19 protein-coding genes, 3 pseudogenes and 1 riboswitch are annotated in these 26,052 nt (G+C 70.1%); of the genes and pseudogenes, 13 read left to right on the top strand and 9 right to left on the bottom strand.

Translation table 11 applies throughout. From position 1 onward, the window contains the following. Window position 1 precedes the first annotated feature (1 nt). Both PGN25_10695 and PGN25_10690 read right to left on the bottom strand, forming a co-directional pair. Window positions 2-283 (bottom strand): hypothetical protein, encoded by a 282-nt coding sequence (locus tag PGN25_10695; GenBank protein MEH3118034.1) that lies wholly within the window; start codon window positions 281-283, stop codon window positions 2-4. A gap of 180 nt (window positions 284-463) precedes the next feature. Next, window positions 464-868 (bottom strand): CBS domain-containing protein, encoded by a 405-nt coding sequence (locus PGN25_10690; protein ID MEH3118033.1) that lies wholly within the window; start codon window positions 866-868, stop codon window positions 464-466. A gap of 410 nt (window positions 869-1,278) precedes the next feature. On the opposite strand from PGN25_10690, the gene oxlT (PGN25_10685) reads away from it, so the two are divergent. The 4 genes from oxlT (PGN25_10685) to PGN25_10670 all read left to right on the top strand — a co-directional run bounded on the left by oxlT (PGN25_10685) (window position 1,279) and on the right by PGN25_10670 (window position 8,065). Further along, window positions 1,279-2,568 carry an oxalate/formate MFS antiporter gene (gene oxlT / locus PGN25_10685; protein MEH3118032.1) on the top strand — a complete coding sequence of 430 codons (1,290 nt, stop codon included), beginning with the start codon at window positions 1,279-1,281 and terminating at the stop codon, window positions 2,566-2,568. Between the two features lie 325 nt (window positions 2,569-2,893). Next, the gene (gene oxlT, locus PGN25_10680; protein MEH3118031.1) at window positions 2,894-4,207 is read left to right on the top strand and encodes an oxalate/formate MFS antiporter; all 1,314 of its coding nucleotides are present in this window, start codon (window positions 2,894-2,896) and stop codon (window positions 4,205-4,207) included. Window positions 4,208-5,284: 1,077 nt separating this feature from the next. After that, window positions 5,285-7,036, top strand: a complete 1,752-nt coding sequence (oxc, locus tag PGN25_10675; protein ID MEH3118030.1) for an oxalyl-CoA decarboxylase — start codon at window positions 5,285-5,287, stop codon at window positions 7,034-7,036. A 312-nt stretch (window positions 7,037-7,348) separates the two neighbouring features. Further along, on the top strand, window positions 7,349-8,065 hold the full coding sequence (locus PGN25_10670; protein MEH3118029.1) for an esterase: 717 nt from the start codon (window positions 7,349-7,351) through the stop codon (window positions 8,063-8,065). A gap of 340 nt (window positions 8,066-8,405) precedes the next feature. On the opposite strand, the pseudogene PGN25_10665 reads toward PGN25_10670, so the two are convergent. From PGN25_10665 to PGN25_10655, 3 genes and pseudogenes are all read right to left on the bottom strand, one after another. Further along, window positions 8,406-9,612, bottom strand: a pseudogene (locus PGN25_10665) (HPP family protein). A 232-nt stretch (window positions 9,613-9,844) separates the two neighbouring features. Then, window positions 9,845-11,095, bottom strand: a complete 1,251-nt coding sequence (gene frc, locus PGN25_10660; GenBank protein MEH3118028.1) for a formyl-CoA transferase — start codon at window positions 11,093-11,095, stop codon at window positions 9,845-9,847. Window positions 11,096-11,194: 99 nt separating this feature from the next. Beyond that, window positions 11,195-11,644: a PAS domain S-box protein gene (locus tag PGN25_10655; protein ID MEH3118027.1), complete on the bottom strand. Its 450-nt coding sequence runs from the start codon at window positions 11,642-11,644 to the stop codon at window positions 11,195-11,197. A gap of 295 nt (window positions 11,645-11,939) precedes the next feature. Here PGN25_10655 and PGN25_10650 point away from each other — a divergent pair, with 295 nt between their 5' ends. Both PGN25_10650 and PGN25_10645 read left to right on the top strand, forming a co-directional pair. Beyond that, a complete protein-coding gene (locus tag PGN25_10650) occupies window positions 11,940-12,383 on the top strand; it encodes an OsmC family protein (GenBank protein ID MEH3118026.1) in 444 nt (147 codons plus the stop codon). Window positions 12,384-12,400: 17 nt separating this feature from the next. Continuing rightward, window positions 12,401-12,769: a hypothetical protein gene (locus tag PGN25_10645; GenBank protein ID MEH3118025.1), complete on the top strand. Its 369-nt coding sequence runs from the start codon at window positions 12,401-12,403 to the stop codon at window positions 12,767-12,769. Between the two features lie 133 nt (window positions 12,770-12,902). On the opposite strand, the gene PGN25_10640 is transcribed toward PGN25_10645, so the two are convergent. Further along, entirely contained in the window at window positions 12,903-14,054 is a 1,152-nt protein-coding gene (locus PGN25_10640; protein MEH3118024.1) for a DUF2778 domain-containing protein, read from the bottom strand. A gap of 434 nt (window positions 14,055-14,488) precedes the next feature. Then, window positions 14,489-14,698, top strand: a riboswitch (cobalamin riboswitch). A gap of 32 nt (window positions 14,699-14,730) precedes the next feature. Between PGN25_10640 and PGN25_10635 the strand changes: the two are divergent. Both PGN25_10635 and PGN25_10630 read left to right on the top strand, forming a co-directional pair. Beyond that, window positions 14,731-15,762 (top strand): annotated as a pseudogene (locus tag PGN25_10635) (TonB-dependent receptor plug domain-containing protein). Further along, window positions 15,761-16,276: pseudogene (locus PGN25_10630) on the top strand (hypothetical protein). Before PGN25_10635 ends, PGN25_10630 begins: the two co-directional pseudogenes overlap by 2 nt. A gap of 8 nt (window positions 16,277-16,284) precedes the next feature. Here PGN25_10630 and PGN25_10625 read toward each other — a convergent pair. From PGN25_10625 to ubiG, 3 genes are all read right to left on the bottom strand, one after another. Continuing rightward, window positions 16,285-16,440 carry a hypothetical protein gene (locus PGN25_10625; protein ID MEH3118023.1) on the bottom strand — a complete coding sequence of 52 codons (156 nt, stop codon included), beginning with the start codon at window positions 16,438-16,440 and terminating at the stop codon, window positions 16,285-16,287. Between the two features lie 178 nt (window positions 16,441-16,618). Continuing rightward, on the bottom strand, window positions 16,619-17,191 hold the full coding sequence (locus PGN25_10620; protein MEH3118022.1) for a YbhB/YbcL family Raf kinase inhibitor-like protein: 573 nt from the start codon (window positions 17,189-17,191) through the stop codon (window positions 16,619-16,621). Window positions 17,192-17,249: 58 nt separating this feature from the next. Then, window positions 17,250-17,996, bottom strand: coding sequence for a bifunctional 2-polyprenyl-6-hydroxyphenol methylase/3-demethylubiquinol 3-O-methyltransferase UbiG (gene ubiG / locus PGN25_10615; GenBank protein ID MEH3118021.1), 747 nt, complete (start codon window positions 17,994-17,996; stop codon window positions 17,250-17,252). Window positions 17,997-18,181: 185 nt separating this feature from the next. On the opposite strand from ubiG, the gene PGN25_10610 reads away from it, so the two are divergent. From PGN25_10610 to PGN25_10590, 5 genes are all read left to right on the top strand, one after another. After that, window positions 18,182-19,432 (top strand): aspartate kinase, encoded by a 1,251-nt coding sequence (locus tag PGN25_10610; protein MEH3118020.1) that lies wholly within the window; start codon window positions 18,182-18,184, stop codon window positions 19,430-19,432. A 70-nt stretch (window positions 19,433-19,502) separates the two neighbouring features. After that, window positions 19,503-21,764 carry a phosphoenolpyruvate--protein phosphotransferase gene (ptsP, locus tag PGN25_10605; protein ID MEH3118019.1) on the top strand — a complete coding sequence of 754 codons (2,262 nt, stop codon included), beginning with the start codon at window positions 19,503-19,505 and terminating at the stop codon, window positions 21,762-21,764. A gap of 75 nt (window positions 21,765-21,839) precedes the next feature. Next, window positions 21,840-22,925 carry a peptide chain release factor 1 gene (gene prfA, locus PGN25_10600; GenBank protein ID MEH3118018.1) on the top strand — a complete coding sequence of 362 codons (1,086 nt, stop codon included), beginning with the start codon at window positions 21,840-21,842 and terminating at the stop codon, window positions 22,923-22,925. Between the two features lie 72 nt (window positions 22,926-22,997). Continuing rightward, on the top strand, window positions 22,998-23,894 hold the full coding sequence (gene prmC, locus PGN25_10595; GenBank protein ID MEH3118017.1) for a peptide chain release factor N(5)-glutamine methyltransferase: 897 nt from the start codon (window positions 22,998-23,000) through the stop codon (window positions 23,892-23,894). Between the two features lie 765 nt (window positions 23,895-24,659). Beyond that, window positions 24,660-25,829: a DUF4167 domain-containing protein gene (locus PGN25_10590; GenBank protein MEH3118016.1), complete on the top strand. Its 1,170-nt coding sequence runs from the start codon at window positions 24,660-24,662 to the stop codon at window positions 25,827-25,829. Window positions 25,830-26,052 lie beyond the last annotated feature (223 nt).

Raw genomic sequence — 26,052 nt, 5'->3', positions numbered from 1 at the left:
CTCAGGCGGCGGTGGCGTTCTCGATCGCCTCGAAGCGGATCCGGTAGGCCTCGCCCCACAGGGTGGCCGCCCGCCCGTGCCACGCGGCGTCGAAGAACAGCTTGGCGCAGAACGAACTGCGCCAGATGCACACCGCGACGATGCGCTCGTCCAGAACCCGGATGTGGCGGCTCTCCAGCCCGCCGGCGATGCCGAGGCGCGGCAGCATGTCGATGCTGGAGGCTCCGAACTCGTTCTCGCCCGGGAAGACGATCGGGCATTCGACCACGGTCAGATGTTTCATCGGGCTTTCCATGTCGGGCGCCTTTCCGGGTTTGTCTTCCGACCTTTTCGGATCTTGCCTCGAACGACACTTGCCTTGAACGACGCTCGGCCCGCTCCCGTCGAGACGGGCCGGCGACCGGGAGCGTCCTGCACATTCATGGTGGCCCACGAGCGGGGCCGCGCGCCTCCACCGATGCGGTCAAGCCTGCGCGCCGCCCGCCCGCGCCTCGCCGGCACAGTCCCAGATGCTGAGGATCGCGCTGATCCGGCAGGAATCCATCAGGGCGATGTGGTCGACCTTCCGCTCGCAGAAGGTCCGCAGCCGCTCCTGCGCCGAGGCGGCGATGTCGATTGCGGGAAAGTCGTGGTCGGTGATCAGCCAGACCGAGCGGCTGTAGATCTCGGGGCCCTCCGTCGCCACGGCGCGGAAGATGTCGCGCGGGGTGAGGAGGCCCGTGACGGTCGCGTCGCCGTCGCCCTCGACGACGACCAGCGCCCCCGTTCCCGGTTGGGCCAGGAGCTGCGCGGCCTCGGCCACGGAGCGGTCCCGATGGATGGTGCGGACGCCCGGGGCGTCCGACGGCCGGCGCATCGTCTCGAACACGGCGCTCCTCCTTTCGAGAGTGTCTCTCGACCGGGGCACTCCTTGGGCAGCAGATTGGTATACAGAATACCTGTTGTCAATTCCGGATTTTGAATTATGATGCCGGCATCCATGGCGAATCTGCACGATCGAGCCGCCGACCGGCGCGGCGCACGTCGCCGTGTCATCCTCCGGACTTTCTCCCCGAGAGCCCGGCCGCCGCTGTGACGCCTCCACCGCCCGGGCGTCGGCGGGAGACGAAAGGCGAGGTCCGCAGCAGCGATGGCTGATGCCGGGCATCAGGCTCTGGTGCGGAATATCGCAGTATAATATTGACGATTCGAGATGTAATTAAAAACTTCCAGCGTATTTTGAAGCAAATTACGTACAGAAAAGGCCCGAACAATCGGGCTGTCCAAGGAGAGGCGCTCATGACCCATCCCCCGACGCCGCCCACCGCGCCCCCGACAGGTCGCTGGCTGCAATTGCTGTTCGGCATCGTCTGCATGTGCATGATCGCCAACATGCAGTACGGCTGGACGTTCTTCGTCAATCCGATGCAGGAGCGGCACGGCTGGGATCGCGCCGCGATTCAGGTCGCCTTCACCCTGTTCGTCCTCACCGAGACCTGGCTGGTGCCGATCGAGGGCTGGTTCGTCGACAAGTACGGCCCGCGGGTCGTGACGCTGGCCGGCGGCCTGATGTGCGGCATCGCCTGGGTGATGAACGCCTACGCCGGGTCGCTGACCCTGCTCTACGTCGCGGCGGCCATCGGCGGCACCGGCGCGGGCGCGGTCTACGGCACCTGCGTCGGCAACTCGCTCAAGTGGTTCCCCGACCGGCGCGGGCTCGCGGCCGGCCTCACCGCCATGGGCTTCGGCGCGGGCTCGGCGCTGACCGTGGTGCCGATCCAGGCGGTGATCCACCATTACGGCTACGAGTCGGCCTTCCTCTGGTTCGGCATCGGCCAGGGCCTGGTCGTGATGCTGATCGCCCTGTTCCTGGCGGCGCCGAAGAAGGGGCAGGTGCCCGAGATCGCCCGCGTCAGCCAGAGCCGGCGCGACTTCACGCCGGCCGAGATGGTGCGCACCCCGGTCTTCTGGGTGATGTACGCGATGTTCGTGATGATGGCCGCCGGCGGCCTGATGGCGACCGCCCAGCTCGGGCCCATCGCCAAGGACTTCCACATCGCCGACGTGCCGGTGAGCCTGCTCGGCATCACCCTGCCGGCGCTGACCTTCGCCGCCACCATCGACCGGGTGCTCAACGGCGTGACGCGCCCGCTCTTCGGCTGGATCTCCGACCATATCGGCCGCGAGAACACGATGTTCCTCTCCTTCGGCATCGAGGGCGTGGGCATCTACCTGCTGAGCCAGTTCGGCCACGACCCGATCCTGTTCGTGATCCTCACCGGGCTCGTGTTCTTCGCCTGGGGCGAGATCTACTCGCTGTTCCCGGCGACCTGCGGCGACACCTTCGGCTCGAAATACGCCGCCACCAATGCCGGCCTGCTCTACACCGCCAAGGGGACGGCGGCGCTGATCGTGCCCTCTACCAGCCTCCTCACGACGATGACGGGAAGCTGGCACGCCGTGTTCCTGGCCGCGGCCGCGCTCAACATCCTCGCGGCCCTGATGGCGATCTTCGTCCTCAAGCCGATGCGGCAGTCCTACACCAAGGAAACGGCGGCGCTGACCACGAAACCGGCCGCGGCCCACTGAGTGTCTCTCACGAAACTCCCGCTGCGCCGACGCGCCCTCAGGGGAAACGACCGGTGACCGGGAGTCTTCGTGAGGCGCTCTGAGCGGGCATTCCGGCCGGGCCTCGCTCCCGGCCGACTTCCTCACGGAGATCGATGGCGCGTGCCGCGGCGCAGAACGCCCGGCACGCGCTTTCCCATGGTCGGCTGCCTGGACGGCGATCCCCGCCCGCCGGAATGCCGCAGCCGCGCAAGCGCATCTTCGTCATTTTGGTATATTGTATGCCTAGCATCATTGTGCATGATGCGGCGCGCCGGCCTACGAAGAACGTCACGGGAGAAACCGGATGGAACACCAAGCGGCACCGCACGACGCACGCCTCGATGCCCCTTCCGCCAAGTGGTGGCAACTCGCCTTCGGCGTGCTCTGCATGGCCATGATCGCCAACCTCCAGTACGGCTGGACGCTGTTCGTCGATCCGATCGATCAGCGGCATCACTGGGGGCGCACCGCGATCCAGTTCGCCTTCACGATCTTCGTCGCCACCGAGACCTGGCTGGTGCCGATCGAGACGTGGTTCGTCGATCGCTACGGTCCGCGGGTGGTCGTCTTCTTCGGCGGGGTGATGATCGCCCTGTCCTGGACGCTCAACGCCTACGCGGATTCGCTCTTCCTGCTCTACGCCGCCGCGGTGATCGGCGGCATCGGGGCGGGCTCGGTCTACGGCACCTGCGTCGGCAACGCGCTGAAGTGGTTCCCGGACCGCCGCGGCCTCGCCGCGGGCGCCACCGCCGCGGGTTTCGGCGCGGGCGCGGCCGTGACCGTGATCCCGATCGCCAAGATGATCGCGTCGAGCGGCTATGCCCAGGCCTTCCTCACCTTCGGCATCGGCCAGGGCGCCGTCGTCGTTCTCCTCTCGCTCCTGCTGCGCAAGCCGTCGGTCGCCGTGCCGATCCGGCGCAAGAGCCTGCGCCTGCCGCAGACCAAGGTCGATCGCAGCCCGAAACAGGCGGTGCGCACCCCGGTCTTCTGGGTGATGTACGCGATGTTCGTGATGGTCGCCTCCGGCGGCCTGATGGCGGCGGCGCAGATCGCCCCGATCGCCCACGACTTCAAGGTGGCGGACGTACCGATCAGCCTGTTCGGCCTGCAGATGGCGGCGCTCACCCTGGCGATCTCGCTCGACCGCATCTTCGACGGCTTCGGCCGGCCGTTCTTCGGCTGGGTGTCCGACCATATCGGCCGTGAGAACACGATGTTCATCGCCTTCACCATCGCGGCGGCCGCCTGCATCCTGCTGCTGGCCTACGGGCGCAACCCGGCCGTGTTCGTGCTGTGCACGGCGATGTATTTCGGGGTGTTCGGGGAGATCTACTCGCTGTTCCCCGCGACCTGCGGCGACACCTTCGGTTCGAAATACGCGGCGAGCAACGCCGGGCTCCTCTACACCGCCAAGGGCACGGCCGCCTTCCTCGTGCCCTTCGCCAGCGTCCTGGCGGCGGCCAAGGGCTGGTCGGCGGTGTTCGGCCTCATCATCGGGCTCAACATCCTGGCCGCGGCGCTCGCCGTGTTCGTGCTGAAGCCGATGCGGCGGCGCTACCTCCTGGCCGAGGCGGAACTGGCCGAGGCCGATGAGGCCCGTGCGGTCAAGCTCGCCTGAGCGCGCCGAGGCTGGCCGCCCTCCACTGAGCCCGCCTGTCGGCCGGGGACGCTCCCGGCCGACAGGCTCCACGATGAAAAAGCGCGCCGGGCGTCATCCGCCCGGCGCGCTTTCCATCGGCGGATGTGCGGCTTCCCGGTCTGGCCTGCGGCGCTCGTGTCTCAGAGCCTGTTTGACCGCGTCTTTCCCGTCCTCCACCTCGTCCTGAGGTGCCCGCGTCAGCGGGCCTCGAAGGATCCTCCCGATCCCGCCGCGCGATCCCTGGAGCACCCTTCGAGACTTCCGCTGCGCTCCGGCCCCTCAGGATGAGGGGAGAGATGGAATGCGGCAGGGCTCTGCCCGTTGGCACGAGGGCTGCGCCCGCAACGACCTGCCCGCCCTCGGGCGGCGGCAAGCCCAAGAGCGCAGGAAAATACTTGACAACATAGCAAATAAATCCTAATCCTCACGTGCTCGCCGCCGGCACCGGGGCGGGTCCGCCAGGGGCCGGTCCGGTGTCCACGACAGGGGGCTTTTCGCGGAGCTGACCGGCCGCGCGAGGCTCACGGGCGGAGGGTCGGTTCCCGCGTCGCGGTCGGTCGCCGCGCCCCGGGCGTCGCGTACGGGCAAGGGTTTTTCGTTCGCGCCGGGCTCGCCCGGTGGGAGCGGAGGGCCCGAGGCCAGACTGGCCGCCGGCCCACTACGAGGCCGGGTCGCGCTTCAGGACCGTGCCGAGCGTAACCAGAAACCGTCGACGAAAAATCGGCCGCCTTCCCCGAAGCGGGGGCGACGGCCGCGGGGCGCCGGGGGATCCGACTCCCGACGCGTCATGCCTGAACCCTTGGATCTCGCGGCGCCCCGCGTCCCCTGTCCCGTCCCGGTCCCCCGGCGCCTCCGGCGCGCGGGGCGAACGTCGTGCGTTTCGTTTGACCGGGCTTTTGGTATTTGGTATGCCATTCGTGCCGCACAAGACCGGCCGCCCGGCGAACGGTCCGCGCGCCGCGAGAGACGCGAAACGAGCCCGGCCCGACGCCATCGGGCCCCGCGCCGGACGAGAGCGTCCGCACCAAAAGTCCGCACCGAGAGGGAGAACGCCGCATGACCGTCCAGGCCCAGAACATCGACGCGATCACCGCGGGCGCCGTGCCCCACGAGGAGCCCGCCCTGACGGACGGCTTCCACCTCGTCATCGACGCGCTCAAGCTCAACGGCATCGACACCATCTACGGCGTCCCCGGCATCCCGATCACCGATCTCGGGCGGCTGGCCCAGGCCGAGGGCATGCGCGTCATCTCCTTCCGCCACGAGCAGAACGCGGGCAACGCGGCGGCGATCGCCGGCTTCCTCACCAGGAAGCCCGGCATCTGCCTCACCGTCTCGGCGCCGGGCTTCCTCAACGGCCTCACCGCGCTCGCCAACGCCACCACCAACTGCTTCCCGATGATCCTGATCTCCGGCTCCTCCGAGCGCGAGATCGTCGACCTGAGCCAGGGCGACTACGAGGAGATGGACCAGCTCGCCATCGCCAAGCCGTTGTGCAAGGCCGCCTTCCGCGTGCTGCACGCCGCCGATATCGGCATCGGCGTGGCCCGCGCGATCCGCGCCGCGGTCTCCGGCCGGCCCGGCGGCGTCTATCTCGACCTGCCCGCCAAGCTGTTCTCGCAGGTGATCGACGGGGCGCTCGGGGCGAAGTCCCTGGTCAAGGTGATCGATCCGGCCCCGGCCCAGATCCCGGCTCCGGCCTCCGTCGCCCGCGCCCTCGACCTGCTGAAGAGCGCCGAGCGTCCGCTGATCATCCTCGGCAAGGGTGCGGCCTACGCTCAGGCCGACGCGGCTTTGCGCGCGCTGGTGGAGGAGAGCGGCATCCCCTACGTGCCGATGAGCATGGCCAAGGGCCTCCTGCCCGACACCCACCCGCTCTCGGCCGGCGCGGCGCGCTCCACCGCTCTGAAGGACAGCGACGTGGTGCTCCTGGTCGGCGCGCGCCTGAACTGGCTCCTCTCCCACGGCAAGGGCAAGACCTGGGGCGAGCCCGGCTCCAAGCGCTTCATCCAGATCGACATCGAGCCGCGCGAGATGGACTCGAACGTCGAGATCGCCGCGCCGCTGGTCGGCGACATCGGCTCCTGCGTCGAGGCGCTGCTCGCCGGCATCCGCCAGGACTGGAAGGGCGCGTCCGCGGCCTGGCTCGAGACGCTGCGCACCAAGCGCGAGGCCAACATCGCCAAGATGGCCCCGAAGCTGATGAGGAACGCCGCGCCGATGGACTTCCACTCGGCGCTGGGCGCGCTGCGCACCGTGATCAGGGAGCGGCCCGACGCGATCCTCGTCAACGAGGGCGCCAACACCCTCGATCTCGCCCGCGGCGTCATCGACATGTACCAGCCGCGCAAGCGCCTGGACGTCGGCACCTGGGGCGTGATGGGCATCGGCATGGGCTTCGCCGTCGCGGCGGCCGTCGAGACCGGCAAGCCGGTGCTGGCGGTCGAGGGCGACTCGGCCTTCGGCTTCTCCGGCATGGAGGTCGAGACCATCTGCCGCTACGACCTGCCGGTCTGCATCGTGATCTTCAACAACAACGGCATCTACCGCGGCACCGACACCGACCCGACCGGGCGCGACCCCGGCACCACGGTCTTCGTCAGGGATTCCCGCTACGACAAGATGATGGAGGCCTTCGGCGGCGTCGGCGTGAATGTCACCACGCCGGACGAACTGAAGCGGGCCGTCGACGCGGCCATGGATTCCGGCAAGCCGACGCTCATCAACGCGGTGATCGACCCGACCGCCGGCAGCGAGAGCGGCAACATCGGCAGCCTCAACCCGCAGAGCACCCTGAAGAAGAAGTGAAGCGCGGGCCGTTTGGCCTGACCCGACCCTCGAACCGGATCGTGGTGCCCGAAACGGGTGCCGCGATCCTCTTTTGTCCGGCAGGCACCCTCGCTCCTCATTCTGACTGAGGTGCGGAGCGAAGCGGAGCCTCGAAGCACGCGCGACGGCGGCTCCGAGACAACCTGAACTGGAGCGTTCCGGGGAACCGGTCAGCCGTGCTTCGAGGCCCGCTGTCGCGGGCACCTCGGCATGAGGGGCTCGGCATGAGGGGCTTGGTATGAGGGGCTTGGTATGAGGGGCTTGGGTCGAGTTCCATCACAGGGATCTTCCATGGCCTCCGCCCTCGATCCGAACATTCCCCTCGATCCCCGCCTCGCCGGCCGGCTCGCCTTCCTGCCGCGGCTGCCGACGAAGCCGCCGCTGCCGCCCGGCCGCCACGCGCTGGGCCTGTTCGAGACCCGCGACGCTCTGATCCGCGTGCCGGAGCACATCGATGCGCGCCTGCCGACGCCGCTGGTCGTGCTGTTCCACGGCGGCGGCGGCGGCGCGGAAAAGATCCTGCCGATGCTGGAGGGCCATGCGGACAAGCGCGGCTTCCTGCTGCTCGCGCCGCAATCGCTCCATCCGACCTGGGATCTCGTCATCGCCGGTAACGGGCCGGACCGGGAGCGCCTCGACCGGGCGCTGGCCGAGGTCGCCGACCGCTTCCTGATCGATCCGCGCCACCTCGCCTTCGCCGGCCATTCGGACGGCGGCAGCTACGCGCTCTCGCTCGGGCTCACCAACGGCGACCGGGTCAGCCACCTGATCGTGTCGTCCGCCGGCTTCCTGTCGGTGCAGGTGCAGGCGGGCGCCCCGAAGGTCTTCCTGTCGCACGGGACGCGCGACGCGCAGATCGGAATCGACCGCAGCGGGCGCACCCATGCCCGGCTGCTGCGCGCGGCCGGCTACGACCTCACTTACGTCGAGTACGACGGTCCGCACGCCTATGACCCGAGCGTGGTGGCCCGGGCCGTCGATTTCTTCCTGAACGACTTTTTCGCGTGAGAGCCTGTTTGACAGCGGTGATCCCATCTCGACCCTCATCCTGAGGTGCCGGAGCGCAGCGGAGGCCTCGAAGGGTGCTCCAGGGATCGCGCGGGATCTGGAACACCCTTCGAGGCCGCTTCGCGGCGCCTCAGGATGAGGGTGGGGATGGGAGTTATGGCTTTCCTCTTGCCCTGCCGTTGCCTGACGAAGACACGCCAGCCGCTCAAACAGGCTCTGAGACCAACCGGCGGTGATCCCGACGCATCGCCGGTTGCCCGCGCGAAGGCGCGGCGGCGGGCGTCCGCCGGACGCAGGGAAGACGACCATCGGTCGGCGTCCAGGCGGCTAAGCGATTCGGTTACGCGATTCCTGCGGCGAGCCCGGCGGGCGGGCGCTCGCCAGGGTCCGCCGCGGCCGGCGCCGTCTTGCGGGCGGCCGCCTCGCTCAGGAGTGCCGCCACGAGGTCGCTCTGGGAGACGACGCCCATCAGGCGGCCTTCCCCGCCGACGACCGGCAGGTGGTGGTGGCCGCTCTGGGCCATGCGCGCCGCGACCTGGGCGAGCGACATGTCCGGCCGCAGGCTCTCGACCTCGGTGGTCATCACGTCGGCGGCGCAGCCGTGCGGGGCGCGGCCCCGGCCGAGTGTCAGTTGCCAGCGCCGGGCGAGGCCGAGGCGGGGGCACCGCCCGTCCCACTCCGCCTTCCATCAGGTCGGTCTGGGTGAGGACGCCGAGCACCCGCGCGTTCTCGTCGGTGACGGGCAGCATCTTGATGGGGTGGCGCCGCAGCAGGGCGAGCGCCTCCCGCAAGGGGGCTTCCGGGGCGATGCCGATCACGTCGCGGGTCAGGATCGAGGCGCAGGTGTCCGGTCCGGAACGGCGCATGACGGCGCTGAGCTGGGCGCGCCGCAGCAGCGTCTCCAGATCGCCGCGGCCGATGTCGAGCACCTGATCGAAATCTTCGAGCGCCGCGTCGATGTCGGGCGAGCTGAGCCCGAAGCGGCCCGCCGGAGCCGGGGCCGCAGGCGCGGCCTGCGCGACGTGCGGGTAGGAGCGGCCGGTCAGGTTGTTGAACAGGATCGCCGCGCCGAGGATCAGAGCCGTGTTGACGCCGACCGGCCACAGCACGAAGCCGTAGCCGAGATCGTGGATCGCCGGCCCGCCGAGCACGGCGGTGAGCGCCACGGCGCCGCTCGGCGGGTGCAGGCAGCGCAAGCCCATCATGATTGCGATCGCGCCGGCCCCGGCCAGCGCCGCGGCGATCAGCGGGTCGGGCACGTACAGGGCGGCCGTGACGCCGACGAGCGCGGCCACGAGGTTGCCGCCGAAGATCGCCCAGGGCTGGGCGAGCGGGCTCGACGGCACGGCGAAGAGCAGGACGGCCGAGGCGCCCATCGGCGCGATCAGGGCCGGCAGCTCCACCCCCGTCCCCAGCGCCGCGCGGGTGACGAGGCCGGTTCCGAGGAGGCCGGCGAGCGCCCCGCAGGCGGCGCGGACCCGCTCGCGGGCGCTGACGGGCGCCTGTTCGGGTCGGAAACGGTGCAGGAAAGGAAGCAGCAGTCGCATCACCGGCCGGGCACCGCAGGTTCGAGGCGAGAGGAACGAACACCCGTGGCCGGAGGCGAGGCGTATGGATGCCCGCAAGACGGAAAAACCGGACCGACGGGGTCGGCCCGGTCAAGTCATCGGAGGAGGAAAAAACCCGGGCGCCATGCCCGGTCCAGCGCTCCCGGGGCGATGCCCCGTCCCGGGAGGATCATGGCCGAAGGGACCGGCCATTCGTGTGCGCCGACCCCGTTCAGACCGCGCGGGCCTCGTGCATCGCGGCGATCTGCTCGGGGCTGTAGCCGAGGCCCGCCAGAACCTCGTCGGTGTGCTCGCCGAGCAGCGGCGAGGCCTTGATGTCGACCTTCATGTCCGAGAACTTGATCGGACTTCCGACGGTCAGATACGAGCCGAGCTTGGGATGCGGCACCTCGACGATGGTGCCGCTGGCGCGCAGCGACGGATCGGCGGCGATCTCCTTCATGGAGAGGACCGGCGAGCAGGGGATGTCGAACTTGCGCAGGACGTCGACCGCCTCGAACTTGGTCTTGTCGGCCAGCCAGTCCTCGATGATGGCGAAGATCTCGAAGATCTTGTCCTGGCGGGCGCGGGGGGTGTTGTAGGCCGGATCGTCGATCCACTCGGGCTTGTCGAGCGCCTTGCAGATCGGCGCCCAGGCGTGGCCCTGGATCGTGAAGTAGATGTAGGCGTTCGGGTCCGTCTGCCAGCCCTTGCACTTGAGCACCCAGCCCGGCTGGCCGCCGCCGCCCGCGTTGCCGCCGCGCGGCACCACGTCCGAGAACTCGCCGTGCGGGTATTGCGGGTACTCTTCGAGGTAGCCGACGGCGTCGAGGCGCTGCTGGTCGCGCAGCTTCACCCGGCAGAGGTTGATCACCGAATCCTGCATCGACACGGCGACCTTCTGGCCCTTGCCGGTCTTGTTCTTGGCGTGCAGCGCGGTGAGGATGCCGATGGCGAGATGCATGCCGGTGTTGGAATCGCCGAGCGCGGCGGCCGACACGGTGGGCGGGCCGTCCCAGAAGCCGGTGGTCGAGGCGGCACCGCCCGCGCACTGCGCCACGTTCTCGTAGACCTTCAGGTCCTCGTAATGGTGGCCGTCGGAGAAGCCCTTCACCGAGGCGAGGATCATGCCGGGGTTGAGTTCCTGGATCCTGGCCCAGGTGAAGCCCATGCGGTCGAGGGCGCCGGGGCCGAAATTCTCGACCATCACGTCGGATTCGCGGATCAGCTTCTCCAGGACTTCCTTGCCCTGCGGGGTCTTGGTGTCCAGCGTCAGCGAGCGCTTGTTGGAGTTCAGCATCGTGAAGTAGAGCGCGTCCGCGTCCTCGACATGGCGCAACTGGTTGCGGGTCACGTCGCCGGCGCCGGGGCGCTCGACCTTGATCACGTCCGCTCCGAACCACGCGAGGAGCTGGGTGCAGGCGGGACCCGCCTGGACGTGGGTGAAATCGATGATCCTGATCCCTTCGAGCGGCTGATTCATCTTGGTTTTCTCCCTCTTTCGACGTCGTTTCGGGTCGTTGGTTGAAAGCTTGGAAATATAATTTGCTGCAATATCTCCGAAGGACGTGCGGAGCGCGCCTCAGGCGTGGACGAGGGGGCCCAGGGCCTCCTCCAGCTCCGCCACGCGGCGGCGCAAGGCGCGCTCCTCCCGGAAGCGTTCGGTCTCGTCGCGAATGATCGCGGCGATGCCGGTGACCTCGCCGTCCGCGCCGTGCAGCAGCGCGACGGTGAAGGCGATCGACAGGGCCCGCCCGTCCTTGTGCAGGGCCGGCACCTTGAGCAGCGCCGTGCCGTAGCGGGTCTCGCCCGTCCGCATCGTCTTGGCGTAACCCTCCCAGTGGCGTCGGCGGTGACGCTCCGGGGTGATGAGATCGAGGGTCTGCCCAAGCGCCTCGGCTTGCGAGAAGCCGAAGATCCGCTCCGCGGCCGGATTCCAGGTGACGATCAGGCCATCCGCGTCGGAGATCACCACCGCGTCGCCGATCGCCGAGACGAGTCCGGAGGTGTCGAAGGTCTGTGACGGGACCATCGTTCGGCTCCTTCCCTGTCCGTTTCCCTCCCCCTGGCCGCCGGCTCAGCCGCCCGGCCGTGCTGCGAGGTTCGGGACGGCCCCTCGAGCCGCCGGGGAGAGGGAGGTCGCGTCGAGGATGCCGCGTTGGGTCATGGCAGGCGCTGCCTCCTTGGCTTCCCGGATCGAGGCCGCTCTTTGCGGTGGCTCGTCAATTGGCATCTGGTATACCAAATACGAATGACAGGTCAAGGCGCACCGCGCGGCTCGAACGGGTTTCCGTGCCGGCGGTTGAGCAAGGGGAGGGCGGCGCGCGATGTCGGACAAGCACAGCATCCGAATCCGGCAGGTCGAGGCCTACGTCTTCCGGATCGAGTTCGGCGAAAGCTTCGTTCCCCTTCTGACGGACGAGCCGGAGCCGACCGGCGGCGGGACCGGCCCGTCGCCGGAGCAGGTTCTGATCGCCGCGGTGAGCAACTGCCTGTGCGCGAGCCTCGCCTTCGCGCTGGGCAAGTACCGGCAGGAGGGCGGGGGTGTGAGCGCCGAGGCGATCGGGCGCGTGGCCCGCAACGCGGAAGGCCGCCTGCGCCTGGTCGGCATCGAGGTCGATATCGCGCTGGGGGCCGACGCCGAGTCGATGGACCGGCTCGATCGGGTGCTCGATCAGTTCGAACGGTTCTGCACCGTCTCCGAGAGCGTCAAGGCCGGGGTGCCGGTGGCGGTCGCGGTGCGGGACGGGCGGGGCAACCGCCTGAGATAGATAGGGAGGCGCAAGCGATGAGCGAGACGCAACGGGACGTGGCCCGGGAGCCGGAGGATCTGGCCCGGCTCTTCCACGAACGGGCCAATGCCGGCGACGCCGAGGGGCTGGTGGCCCTGTACGAGCCGCTGGCCGTGGTCGCCGCGGGCGATGTCGTGGCGACGGGCCACGACGAGATCCGCCGCTTCTATACCGATCTGCTCGCCCGCAAGTCGGACTTCCCCGAACCCGAGACCCTGCCGGCGCTCCGCAACGGCGACCTCGCGCTCACCTTCGCGCGGCTGCCGAACGGCGCGCTCTCCGTCGAATCGGCTCGCCGCCAAGCGGACGGGACGTGGCGCTGGGCGATCGACCAGCTCAAGATCAGGCCCGTCGCCAAGGACTGACGGGTTCACCGTGCCGGGAGTCCGGGATTTCGAAAAGGCGAGCCTTTTCGCGGGTCCAGGGCGGAGCCCTGGTGAAGGGGTATCGGGGCGCCGCCCCGATACCCCGCCAAAGGGATGATCCCTTCGGGATCCCTCAATCCGCGGAGGCCGAGCGGCGCGGCGTGGCGCTGCGCCGGCCGGCGAAGACGCCGGGGGCGGTGCCGGGCACCACGACGAGGCGCCGGACCTCGCCGCGCAGGTAGGCCTGGAGGAAGCGGGGGTAGTTCCTGAACACGACGCAGCCGTTGGAGGCCCCGCTCGGGCCCAGCATGTAGGTGTGGGCGAGGATGCCGTCGCGGCCGTGGATGGCGGCGGAGCCGCCCACCGGCGTGAGCCGGATCGCCCGCACCCCGTGGAACGGCGCCTCGCGCTCCCGCAGGTCGTAGACGCCGGGCGGGGTGGCGCCGCGCATCCGGACATGGACGTAGTTCGGGTTGTCCTGAGCGACGCCGAGGCCGGAATGGGCCTCCAGAACCTCGCCGCTCGGCAGGGTCACGGCGGCGGCGCTGATGTCGTAGACGGCCACCCCCGGCTCGGAGACCGGGCCCGGGACGAGCCGCCGCCGCGCGGCCGAATCGACCGCGCCGCTGTCGAGCCCGGCATAGGCCATCGCGGTTTGCGAGGCCGGCGCGGGTGCCGAGGAGCCGGGCAGGTCGAACATCTTTTCGAGGAAGTTGCGGTTGTCGGTGACCGCGGCGCTGAACACGCTGCGGGTCGGCTCGGTGGACGCGCGCGCCGTGGCGGCGGTCGCGATCCGGGCCGTCGCCGCCCGGGCGGTCTGCGTCCGCGGCTCGTAGCGGAATTCCTCCGGACGCCGCACGGGCAGCGGCACGGTGAGCGCGACCCGGGCCGCGGCCTGCGGAGCCGGAGGCTGGGCGGCGGGCACCGCGCCGCGGGCTGCCGCGTCCGGAAGGGCGGCCAGGGTCGCGACCGGCTCCGGCGCGGCGGGCGCCCGGAAGGCGGAGGCTTGCGGCGGCTGGACGAAGCCGCGTGCGGCCGTATCGAGGACGGGGGCGGGATCGAGCATCCAGGCGAGCGCACCGGGCGCGGCCGGCTCGGGCTCCGCCGGTTCGGCCGCGCCGGAGACCGGGACGGTCTCCACGGCGGGGGCGGAATCCTGCGGCTGCAGCATTCCGGCGAGCGCGATCCCTCCGAGGGCGGTGAGGGCGAGCGCCGCGACGGGCGGTCGGCGCCGACGGCGGACGGGCCGGGCGGAACGGTTCTGGACGAGCTCGGCGATGTCCATGCGGGCGGGTACTCGACAACGCGGTTCCCGCACGGCTCCCGCCGTCATCCTCGGCACAGTCGTGCTGAAATGACGCTTGGGATGGCTTCGCCGTTTAGGGAGGGATCAACCTTAAGCCTTCGTCATTGAACGGGATCTTGGTTAATCTTGCCTAAATCGAGATCACCTGCGGCAAAAAACGCCGGTGCGATTTCGCGAGGCTGATTGGGGCTTCGCACGCTTGGCGAGGGTCGGATCGCGAGCCGGCACGATGCGCGTCGTGATCTTCCTGTCCCAGGCTCGTCGGCCTTGATGCGTGAGACGATGGAGCCGCCGACGGCATGGGGTTTGCCGCCGGGCCGATGTACCCCTCGTGCCACACGATATGTGATGTTGTTACATTTCGCCTGCCGGCATGTTGACCCGTTCCCGCATCGCAGCGAAGGTGGCGCGGCCAAGGTTCCTGCGGATGGCGATCCGCGGGCCAAGAGGGAATTCGGCAAGAGGGGATTCGGTAAGCTCGCCCGAGCGAAGCCGGAGCTGCCCCCGCAGCCGTGAGCGGCGAGTCCCCGTCGCCGAAGGTCACTGGTGCCGTCCACCGGGAAGGCCGAGGCGAGGATGCTGACCCGTGAGCCTGTACACCTTCGATGCCTCGCCGGCCGGCTCCGATGCGCCGGGCCGGCGGCGGCCGCACTGGATGCTGGCGGCGCTGCTCTGCGCCGGCATGCCCGGCCCGGAGGCGCGGGCGCAGGAAGCGGTCACGCTGGAGGAGCTGGCGGTCGAGGGCGAAGGCCGCGGTCGCGGCATCGGCAACGGTGTGCCCGAGGGCCGGACGGCGGCCGCGGGCACGATCGGCCTGATCGGCCCGACCCCGGGCTACCGCGCCGACCGGGCGGTGAGCGCTACGCGGACCGACACGCCCCAGCGCGACGCGCCCCAGATCGTCACCGTGGCGCCCCGCGAGGTCATCACCGATCTGGCCGCCACCCGCGTCGACCGCGTCTTCAACTACACGCCGGGCGTGGCGCAGCAGAACAATTTCGGCGGCCTCTCGGTGTTCAGCTACGCCATCCGCGGCGTCACGACCTCCGAGATCTACAAGAACGGCTTTCCGCTCAACCGCGGCACGCCGCCTCCGCCGGACGCGCAGAACGTCGAGCGCATCGAGGTGCTGAAAGGCCCCGGCGGCGGCTTGTTCGGGCGCAGCGATCCGGGTGGGCTCGTCAACGTCATCACCAAGCAGCCGACCGCGGAACGCTTCGTCGAGATGGGCGGGCTGTGGGGCTCGTTCGGACAGTTCCGCGGAACGGTCGATTCCGGCGGCGCGCTGAACGAGGACGGCACGCTTCTCTACCGCTTCAACCTCGCCGCCGGACGCCAGGGCAGTTTTCGCGATTTCGTGGACGGCGACCGGCTCCTCGTCGCTCCCGTCCTGAGCTGGCAGATCACGCCGGACACGCGGATCACCGTCGAGACGGAGTTCCTGCGCAACCGCATCGTGTTCGACCGCGGCGTCATCGCCCTCAACGGGCGGCTCGGGCTCCTGCCGATCTCGCGCTTCCTCGGCGAGCCGGGCCAGAGCACCGATCAGACCAACGACACGATGCAGGTGCGGATCGACCACCGCTTCAGCGCCGACTGGCGGATGCGGCTCGCCACCCACTTCAACACCGGCACGCTGGAGGGCGAATCCGCCGAGATCCGCGCCATCGCCGCCGACAACCGTACCGCTCTACGCGCCCGGTTTCGATCCGGCCGTCCGCCGCCGACGCCTCGTCGCCCTCGGTCTCGCGAGCCTTGCCGCCTTCCTCACGTTGCGAGGCCTCGACGGCTACGGCGATCCGAGCCCCTGGCAGGCGGCCAAGGACGGGGTCGCGCTCGCCCTCTCTTTCGTCAACCTGACCAAGTACCCGCCCTCGGCCGATTTCCTGCTCGCGACCCTCGGCCCCGGCCTGCTGCTGCTCGCCGGGTTCGAGCGCCTGCCGGAGCGCCGTCTGAGCTGGCTCGCCACCTTCGGCGGGGCGCCGCTGTTCTTCTACCTGCTGCACCTGTGGACCCTGCGCCTGTTCCACGACGGCCTCGCCGCCCTCGGCCTTGCCGGTGCTTCGGGCCGGGTCGAGGCCGCTGCGCCGGCGCAGATCTGGCTGATCGCGGCGGCGCTCGCTCTCGTCCTCCATCCGGCCTGCCGCTGGATGGTGCGGCTGAAGCGGCGCCGTGCGTGGCGGGGGTTGAGCTATCTATGATCTTGATTTCAGGTGATTTTATCAAGACCAACGTCATCGTGAGGCGTCGCGACGCTGCCGGCGAGGGGATTTTTTGCCGCTCGAGAGCCGGTTCCGGCACCGTTGCGTTTCTGGAAGAGGCTTCCGAGGGGTCGAACTTCACGCGCCGTCAGGAGCGCCGTCATCTCGCCATCGTCTCGCAACGACGAAGCGCGGATCGTCCACGTCGATCCGAACGCTTCGCCCGGAGCCCCGATCAGAACGGCAGGGTCGGGGCGCGAGGCTTCCGGCTTTATCCGAGACATGCGCCTGAAACAGCGAGTTGTACCCCGCGAATGCTGCAATGCGGCGGCTCGGCGGGTTTCACGCCCGCTCGTAGGTCCCTATCAGCACACCCTTGGCGATCACGTTGCCTTGAAGCGCGTCGAGCACTGCGCTCCGCCCCGGCGAAGCCGGCAGGTCCGGGGGGCGGGCGAGCGCGAAGGCCTGGAACAGGTAGCGGTGCGGCCCGTGGCCGGTCGGCGGGTCGGGCGGCAGCCATCCCTCCTTCAGGAAGGAGTTGCGGCCGAGATCGTGCCGGGCGCCGTCGCCCGCGGGGCCCGCGAAATCGCCCTCGGGAAAGCTCCGATCCTGCGGCGGCAGGTTCCAGGCGATCAGGTGGACGAGGGGATGCGGGGAGGGCGCGTCCGGATCCTCCACGAACAGCACGAGCGCGGCGGCGTCCGTCGGTACGCCCGAGACGGCGAGCGGCGGCGACAGGCCCGCGCCGTCGGCGGTGTGGCGGGCGGGGATCGGTCCGTTGTCGGGGAAGGCCTCGCTCGTCACGAACAGCGTCGCGGGTGCCTGCGCCGCGACCGTGCGGGACGCGGCCTTCTCCGTGCCGGCCCTCACGCCGGACAGGGCCTCGCCCACGGCGTGCGGCAGCTTTTCGAGCATTTTGGCGGATCTCCGTTCCTGCCGGGAGATCTCGTCAACGAACACCCGACGGCTTCGTTCAAGCGGGGCGATGCGCCGCCAGCATGTAGTTCACGCCCGTGTCGCGGCTCGCCCGCCAGGAATCGGCGAGAGGGTTGTAGACCACGCCGGTGGTGTCGGTGACCGTGAGGCCGCCCGCGGCGATGTCGGCGATCAACTCCCGCGGGGTCACGAACTTCTCCCAGTCGTGCGTGCCCCGGGGCAGCCAGCGCAGCACGTATTCGGCGCCGACGATGGCGAGCGCGAAGGAGCGCATGGTCCGGTTGAGGGTCGCCGCGAACAGCAGGCCCCCCGGTTTCACCGTCTCGCAGGCCGCCCGCAGAAAACCGGCGCGGTCGGAGACGTGCTCCACCACCTCCATGGCGAGCACGATGTCGAAGCGTTCTCCGCGCGCCGCCACCGCCTCGATGGTCTCGTCGCGGTAGGCGATGGAAAGGCCCTCGGCCGCCGCATGGGCGCGGGCGGCCACGACGTTGCCGGGCGCCGGGTCGAGCCCGGTCACCCGCGCCCCGAGCCGGGCCAGGGGCTCGGACAGCACGCCGCCGCCGCAGCCGATGTCGATGACGCCGAGGCCTTCGAGCGGGAACGGCGCCGACCCGTCGCGGTCGAAGACGCGGCAGGCCTCGTCGCGGATGTAACCGACCCGGACGGGGTTGAACTTGTGCAGCACCGCCATGGGCCCGCGCTCGTCCCACCAGCGCGCGGCCAGCGCGTCGAAGCGCGCCACTTCGTCCCGGTCGATCGAGGCGCCCGTCATCCGGCCCACTTTCGTATCGTTGCAACCTGCCGCCCGTCCGATTGACACGGCCGGGGGGCCCTTGTACCCGCCGGGCGCATCCCCGGTACAGCCGCGCCGTGTTCTTTTCCCTGCCGGCGTGTCCCTGTCGGCGAGGTGGCACGCGCCGGCCTCGCGGCGGCCCCGTGGAGAGAGACGAGCAGACCGGACGCGACATGCCCCGTTTGGTGATGAAATTCGGCGGCACCTCCGTCGCCAACGTCGACCGCATCCGCAACGTGGCGCGCCACGTCGCCCGCGAGGTCGCGGCCGGCTACGAGGTCGCCGTCGTGGTCTCGGCGATGTCGGGCAAGACCAACGAGCTGGTGGCCTGGGTCAAGGACGCCGACCCGCTCTACGACGCGGCGGAGTACGACACCGTCGTCGCCTCGGGCGAGCAGGTCACTTCGGGGCTGCTCGCCGTCGCGCTCAACAAGCACGGCATCAAGGCTCGCTCCTGGCAGGGCTGGCAGATCCCGATCCGCACCTCCGAGGCGCACGGCTCGGCCCGGATCGAGGGGATCGATCCCGCGAATCTCGACGCCGGCTTCAGGCGCGGCGAGGTCGCCGTGATCTCCGGCTTCCAGGGGGTGAGCGCCGAGACCGGCCGGATCGCGACGCTGGGGCGCGGCGGCTCGGACACCTCGGCGGTCGCCATCGCCGCCGCCATCGGCGCGGAGCGCTGCGACATCTACACCGACGTGGACGGGGTCTACACCACCGATCCCCGGGTGGTGCCGAAGGCCCGGCGCATGGAGCGCGTGACCTTCGAGGAGATGCTGGAGATGGCCTCGCTGGGCGCCAAGGTGCTCCAGGTGCGCTCCGTCGAGCTCGCCATGGTGCACCGGGTGCCGACCACGGTGCGCTCCTCCTTCGATCCCCCCGATGCCGCGCGGCCGGGCACCCTCATCTGCGACGAGGACCAAATCGTGGAACAGCAGATCATCACCGGCATCGCCTTCTCGAAGGACGAGGCCCAGATCACGCTGCGCGCCGTGAAGGACAGCCCCGGCATCGCCGCGGCGATCTTCGGCCCGCTGGCGGATGCCAACATCAACGTCGACATGATCATCCAGACCGTGTCCGGCGACAAGGAAGCCGGTGCGACGGCCACCACCGACATGACCTTCACCGTGCCGGCGGCCGATTACGAGCGCTCCCGCGCCATCCTCGACGCCCAGCGCGACACGATCCGGTTCGGCCGGATCGAGGGCGCCACCGACGTGGTCAAGGTCTCGGCCATCGGCGTCGGCATGCGCTCGCATGCGGGCGTTGCGGCCAAGGCCTTCCGGGCGCTGGCGCAGAAGGGTATCAACATCCGGGCGATCACCACCTCCGAGATCAAGTTCTCGGTGCTCATCGACGCCGCCTACACGGAGCTTGCCGTTCGCACGCTCCACTCGCTATACGGCCTCGACCAGGCCTGACCGTTCCTGTCGGCGCCGGCCCGCGGCTCACAAGCCAGGGTTGCGCCGGCCGACCCGGATTGACGACACGATGCCCGCTGCGCCCGGAGGCCCGCGCCTGCTGCTGCGCCGGCTCCGCGAAGCCATGGCGGAGCCGGTCAGTCCGCAGCAGCGTCTCGACCGGATCGTCGTCCTCATCGCGGCGAACGTGATCGCCGAGGTGTGCTCGGTCTACGTCGTGCGCGACGACAACACCCTCGAACTGTTCGCGACCGAGGGTCTGAACCGCGACGCGGTCCACATCACCCGCATGCGCGCCGACGAGGGCCTCGTCGGCCTGATCGCCAAGACCGCCGAGCCGCTGGCGCTCTCCGACGCGCAGTCGCATCCCGCGTTCTCGTATCGGCCGGAAACGGGCGAGGAGATCTACCACGCCTTCCTCGGCGTGCCGCTGCTGCGGGCCGGGAATACGCTCGGCGTGCTGGTGGTCCAGAACAAGACCTACCGGGTCTATTCCGAGGAGGAGATCGAGGCGCTCCAGACCACCGCCATGGTGCTGGCGGAACTGATCGCCTCGGGCGAGCTGCAGGCGCTGTCGCCCGGCGCCGGCACCGCGGCGCGGCGCCCGGTGAGCCAGCGCGGCGTGGCGCTCGCCGACGGGATCGGCCTCGGCCACGTCGTGCTGCACGAGCCGCGCATCGTCGTGAAGACCCTGATCGCCGAGAACGTCGAGCGCGAGGTCGAGCGGTTGGAGGCGGCGATCGAGGACGTGCGCTCGGCGATCGACGAACTGGTCGAGCGCGGCGACGGCATCGGCTCGGGCGAGTCCCGCGAGATCCTCGAGACCGTGCGGATGTTCGCCCACGACAAGGGCTGGCTGCGGCGGATGCGCGAGGCGGTCCAGTCGGGCCTGACCGCCGAGGCCGCGGTCGAGCGGGTGCAGTCGGACAACCGCGCCCGGATGCTGCGCCAGAGCGACCCGTATCTCCGGGATCGCCTGCACGATCTCGACGACCTCGCCAACCGCCTGCTGCGCCGCCTCGTCGGCCAGGAGGGGCAGAACGGCGGCGGCCTGCCGGAGAACGCGATCCTGGTGGCCCGTTCCATGGGCCCTGCCGCGCTCCTCGACTACGACCGGGGGCGCCTGCGCGGCGTGGTGCTGGAAGAGGGCGGGCCGACGAGCCACATCGCCATCGTCGCCCGCGCGCTCGGCATTCCGGCGGTCGGCGAGATCGCCAATGCCACGAGCCTGTGCGACGCGGGCGACGCCATCATCGTCGACGGACTTTCGGGCGAGGTGCAGATCCGGCCGACGCCGGAGGTCGAGGCGTCCTATGCCGAGATGGTGCGCCTGCGCGCCCGGCGGCAGGAGCAGTACCGCGCCTTGCGCGAGGTGCCCGCCGTCACCCGCGACGGCGTGAAGATCGGCCTGCACCTCAATGCGGGTCTCCTCGTCGATCTCACCCATCTGCACGAGACCGGGGCGGAGGGCGTCGGCCTGTTCCGCACCGAACTGCAGTTCATGATCGCCGAGCGGATGCCCTCGGCGGCCGAGCAGCAGACTTTGTACGAAGCGGTCTACGCGGCCACCGGCGATCTGCCGGTCACGATCCGCACCCTCGACATCGGCGGCGACAAGATCCTCCCCTACATGCCGGCCCTGGAGGAGGAGAACCCGGCGCTCGGCTGGCGGGCGATCCGCATCGGCCTCGACCGGCCGGCGCTGCTGCGGGTGCAGTTGCGCGCGCTGCTCAAGGCGGCGGCGGGCCGACCGATCAAGATCATGTTCCCGATGGTCGCCACCGTCGAGGAATTCATCCGCGCCCGCGACATCGTCGAGCGCGAGAAGGCGCACTTACGCCGCCACGGCTACAGGCTGCCCAGCGATTGCCGCCTCGGCGCGATGGTCGAGGTGCCCTCGCTCCTGTTCCAGATCGACGAGATCGCCCGCGAGGCCGACTTCCTCTCCGTCGGCTCCAACGACCTGATGCAGTTCCTGTTCGCGGTCGATCGCGAGAACCGGCGCGTGGCCAACCGCTTCGATCCCCTGTGCGGGGCGGCGATGCGCGCCTTCCGCCTGATCGCCGAGCGCTCGGCCGCGCAAGGATGCCCGGCCACCGTCTGCGGCGAGATCGGCGGGCGGCCGCTCGAAGCGCTGGCGCTGATCGGCCTCGGGTTCCGCGATTTCTCGATGTCCCCGGCCTCGATCGGCCCGGTCAAGGCGATGGTGCTCTCCGCCCATGCCGGCGAGGTCGCGGCGCTGATCGAGGCCGAGCTGACCCGCGTGACCGACGGCGCCTCGATCCGGCCCGCGCTCGCGGCTTATGCCAAGGCGAACGGCGTGCCTATCTGACACGCCGTCCGGCCAACCCGGATTTTCAAACCCACCCGTCAACGTGTCAGATCCGTCGCGAGTATAGTCAGGGCGATGACCCCCATTCCCTCCGATCGCCTCGATGCCATCCTGGCCCGGCACGAGATCGTCACGGCGCAGCTCGCCGCCGGCTCGGCCGAGGCCGAGAGCATCGTGCAGCTCTCCCGCGAGTTGTCGGAGCTCGACGGCGTCGTCGCCGCGATCCGTCACTACCGGGCGACCGAGGCCAACCTCGCCGGCATCCGCGCCCTGATCGACGAGCCCGGCGGCGATCCCGAGATGCGAGCGCTCGCGGCGGAGGAGAAGCCGGAGGCCGAGGAGGCCCTGGAGGCGGCCCACCGCGCGCTGCAACTCATGCTGCTGCCCAAGGACGCGGCCGACGAGAAGAGCGCGATCCTCGAAATCCGAGCCGGCACCGGCGGCGACGAGGCGGCCCTGTTCGCGGGCGACCTGTTCCGGATGTACGCCAAGTACGCCGAGTCGAAGGGCTGGCGCGTCGAGGTGATCTCGGAGAGCGAGGGCACGGTCGGCGGCTACCGCGAGGTCGTGGCCGAGGTGAAGGGCCGCAGCGTGTTCTCGCGGCTCAAGTTCGAGAGCGGGGCGCACCGCGTCCAGCGCGTGCCCGACACCGAGACCCAGGGGCGCATCCACACCTCCGCCGCGACCGTCGCCGTGCTGCCGGAGGCGGAGGAGGTCGACATCGTCGTCAACGAGGCCGACCTGAAGATCGACACCATGCGGGCGCAAGGGGCGGGCGGCCAGCACGTCAACAAGACGGAATCGGCGATCCGCATCACCCACATCCCGACCGGCGTGGTGGTGTTCGTCCAGGAGGAGCGCTCGCAGCACAAGAACCGCGCCCGGGCGATGGCGCTCCTGCGGGCGAAGCTGTTCGACGCCGAGCGCACCGCCAAGGATTCGGCGCGGGCCGCCGACCGCAAGGCGCAGGTCGGCTCCGGCGACCGCTCGGAGCGCATCCGCACCTACAATTTCCCGCAAGGGCGCGTCACCGACCACCGCATCAACCTGACCCTCTACAGGCTGGAGGAGGTCATGGCCGGCCCGGCGCTCGACGAGGTGATCGACGCGCTGGTGACCGAGCATCAGGCGGAGCTGCTGGCCGCCGAGGGGATGGCGTGATCCCTTGAGGGTGCGCGGCGGCATGAAACCCTCTCCCGCGGAGGGGAGAGGGGCGGAGCGCGGATACGTCTCATGCTGTCTGGCATGATCTTCGATCCCACCTTCTCCCGCGAGGCGGCCCTGCGATGCCTCGTTCGGGCCTTCGAAGAGGCTGGCCTGCCGAACGCCCGCCCGGATGCCCGCTTCCTCGCCCTGCACACGCTTGCGCTCACCCCCCTCGACCTGACCCTCTACGGGCGCGAGCCCCTCGGCGAGGCCGGTGCGGAAGCGCTCGGTCGGGCTGCGGCGCGGCGCCTCGCGGGCGAGCCGGTGGCGCGGATCCTCGGGGCCTGGGAGTTCTGGGGGCTGCCCTTCGCGCTGTCGCCCGAGACGCTGGTACCGCGGCCCGACACCGAGAGCGTGGTCGAGGCGGCCCTTCGCCTGTTTCCCGAAAGCGGGCGAACGCTGCGCCTGATCGATCTCGGCACCGGTTCCGGCTGCATCCTCGTGGCGCTGCTGCACGAGCGCGCCCGCGCCATCGGCATCGGCCTCGACCGGGCGGAGGGCGCCCTGGCGGTCGCGCGTCGGAATGCGGACGCGAACGGCGTCGGGGAGCGGGCCGCCTTCCTGCGCGGCTCCTGGCTCGACGCACTGGCCGGTCCCTTCGACCTGATCGTCTCGAACCCGCCCTACATCGCCGCCCCCGTCGTCGCCACGCTCGATGCGGAGGTGCGCCTGCACGACCCGAGGGCGGCCCTCGACGGCGGGGCGGACGGGCTCGACGCCTACCGGGCGATTCTTTTCGAGATCGTGCGGCGCCCGTCTCTGCTGTCGCCGCAGGGCGCGCTCGTCCTTGAGATCGGCTACGATCAGGGGGAGGCCCTGACGACCCTGGCCGGTGAAATGGGTTTTACCGATCTCTGCGTCGGCCGGGATCTCGCCGGCAACGATCGGGTCGTCACGCTTCGGCCATCCTTGGCGGGCAAGTGACGGTTCGAGGGGGCGGATTCAGAGCCTGTTTGACCGGCCGCCGTGTCTTCGTCAGGCAACGGCAAGAGGAAAGCCATAACTCCCATCCCCACCCTCATCCTGAGGCGCCGCGAAGCGGCCTCGAAGGGTGTTCCAGATCCCGCGCGGATCCCTGGAGCACCCTTCGAGGCCTCCGCTGCGCTCCGGCACCTCAGGATGAGGGTCGAGATGGGATCACCGCAGTCGAACAGGCTCTCAGACTCGGGGCGCGCGGTGCGAATTGCCGCCGAACCCGCAGAAATCCGGCATAAGCTGCCCTGGCCACGAAAAAATGCTTGTTGTCGAGGGCGTCAGTCACTAGCTTGGATATGCAGACCGCCAACGGCCCGTTGAGCGTCTCTCACGAAACGCCCGCTGCGCCCTCCCGGCCAAGGGGACTTCCCGAGATCCGGGAGTTTTGTGAGGCACTCTTCAAGACGGTATCGGCAGGATCGGTTTTGACCGTGTCCTCCGGCCTCGGACGGTCTTCCCACCATCGAGCGGGCGCGCTCCGGCAGTCGCGGCCAGGCTCGGTGGGATCGAACCTGACAGTCGAGGGATGTCTCGCGGCGCGCCGGAACAGAGCGTAGCCACCGGACGAGCGGTCAACATCGCGGGGATGCGTGCGCTCGGGTGCCCTGCGCCCGGCCCGCGCCGCCGCGAGCGAAGCTCCGGCGCTGTCAGTCATGCTGAGCGACAGGTAACGAGGGTCAATCGAGGCCGATGAGACCAAACCAGAATCGACGGATGCGGGGTCGCAACCGGCCCAAGGGTCCGAATCCGCTGACGCGTTCCTACGAATCGAACGGTCCCGACGTCAAAATCCGCGGCACCGCCCAGCACATCGCCGACAAGTACGCGCAACTCGCGCGCGACGCCCTGGCGAGCGGCGACCCGATCGCGGCGGAGAACTATTTCCAGCACGGCGAGCACTACTTCCGGATCATCACCGGCGCCCAGGAGCCCGGCCGTCCGCAGGTCAGCCAGGGCTATGCCCGCAACGGCTTCGACGAGGACGAGGACGGCGACGACGAGACCGTCCAGGGTCAGGGGGCCGGCAACGAGGGCGGCCGCCAGGGCTACGGCTACGGCGGCGACGAGTACGGCGATCCGGGCCAGCAGCCCCAACCCTTCGAGCGCCACGACTTCGACAACCGCCAGCAGCGCAACGACCGCAACGACCGCAACGACCGGAATCAGCGCTTCCAGGGCCGCGACCGCAACGACCGGGGCCAGCGCTTCGAGGGCAACCGGCCGGACTACAACCGCGGCGAGCCCCGGCAGGATCGCCAGGAACGCCAAGATCGGCCGGACTATTCCCGCCAGGACGGTCACCGCCAAGACTTCCGGCAGGACTTCCGGCAGGATCGGCGCCAGGATTACCGGCAGGATTTCGGCCAGCCGCCGCAGGACGGTCGCGGGGGCCAGGGCCGCGAGAACCGGCGCGAGGCCGCGCGCTTCGAGGGCGAGCAGCCCGAGGCGCCGCGCCAGGAGAATCGGCACGAGGCTCGACAGGAGAACCGCCAAGAAAACCGGCCGGAGCCGCGTCAGGAGGCACGCCCGGACTCTCCCCGTCAGGAGCCCCGGTCCGAGCCGGCGCCCGTTCGTCCCGACGGCCCGGCTCCGCGGCGCGGACGCGGGCGCAGCAGCGCCGCCGCGGCCGAGGCGGCCGATCCGTCGGCCCTGCCCGCCTTCCTGATGACGGCGACCCGCAATCCCGCGCCGCCCGTCGAGACCGAAACCGCGCGCCTCGCCCCGGAACCGCGTGAGGCGGCACCCGCCGCCGAGGTCGCTCCGGCACCGGCCACCGACGAGGCGCCCGCGCCCAAGCCTCGGCGCCGCCGGACCCGCTACAAGGGTGCCGAGGGCGAGGCGGCGGCGCCTGAGCCGGCCGATACACCGAACGCGGCGGAGTAGAACGCCGAAGCGGTCCGAGGGGATGACCCTCGGGCCGCTCTCGTTTCGGGGGCCGGTTCTGTCATACGATACCGGTCGATGCGTTCGGCCTGTCCTGCGTCCTTGCGAGGCGAAGCCGTGGCCATCCAGGGCGCGCCCTTTCCGGACCTGTCGCGCCCTGGATCGCTTCGCGGCCGCTCGCGAGGACGGAGAGTGGCCAAACCCGAAGCGATCGATCGGAAAC

It is taken from the genome of Methylorubrum populi, from assembly GCA_036946625.1.
Lineage (GTDB): Bacteria > Pseudomonadota > Alphaproteobacteria > Rhizobiales > Beijerinckiaceae > Methylobacterium > Methylobacterium populi_C.
The sequence above is the reverse complement of the archived record's forward strand: the minus strand, read 5'-3'. Positions and strand labels throughout refer to the sequence as shown.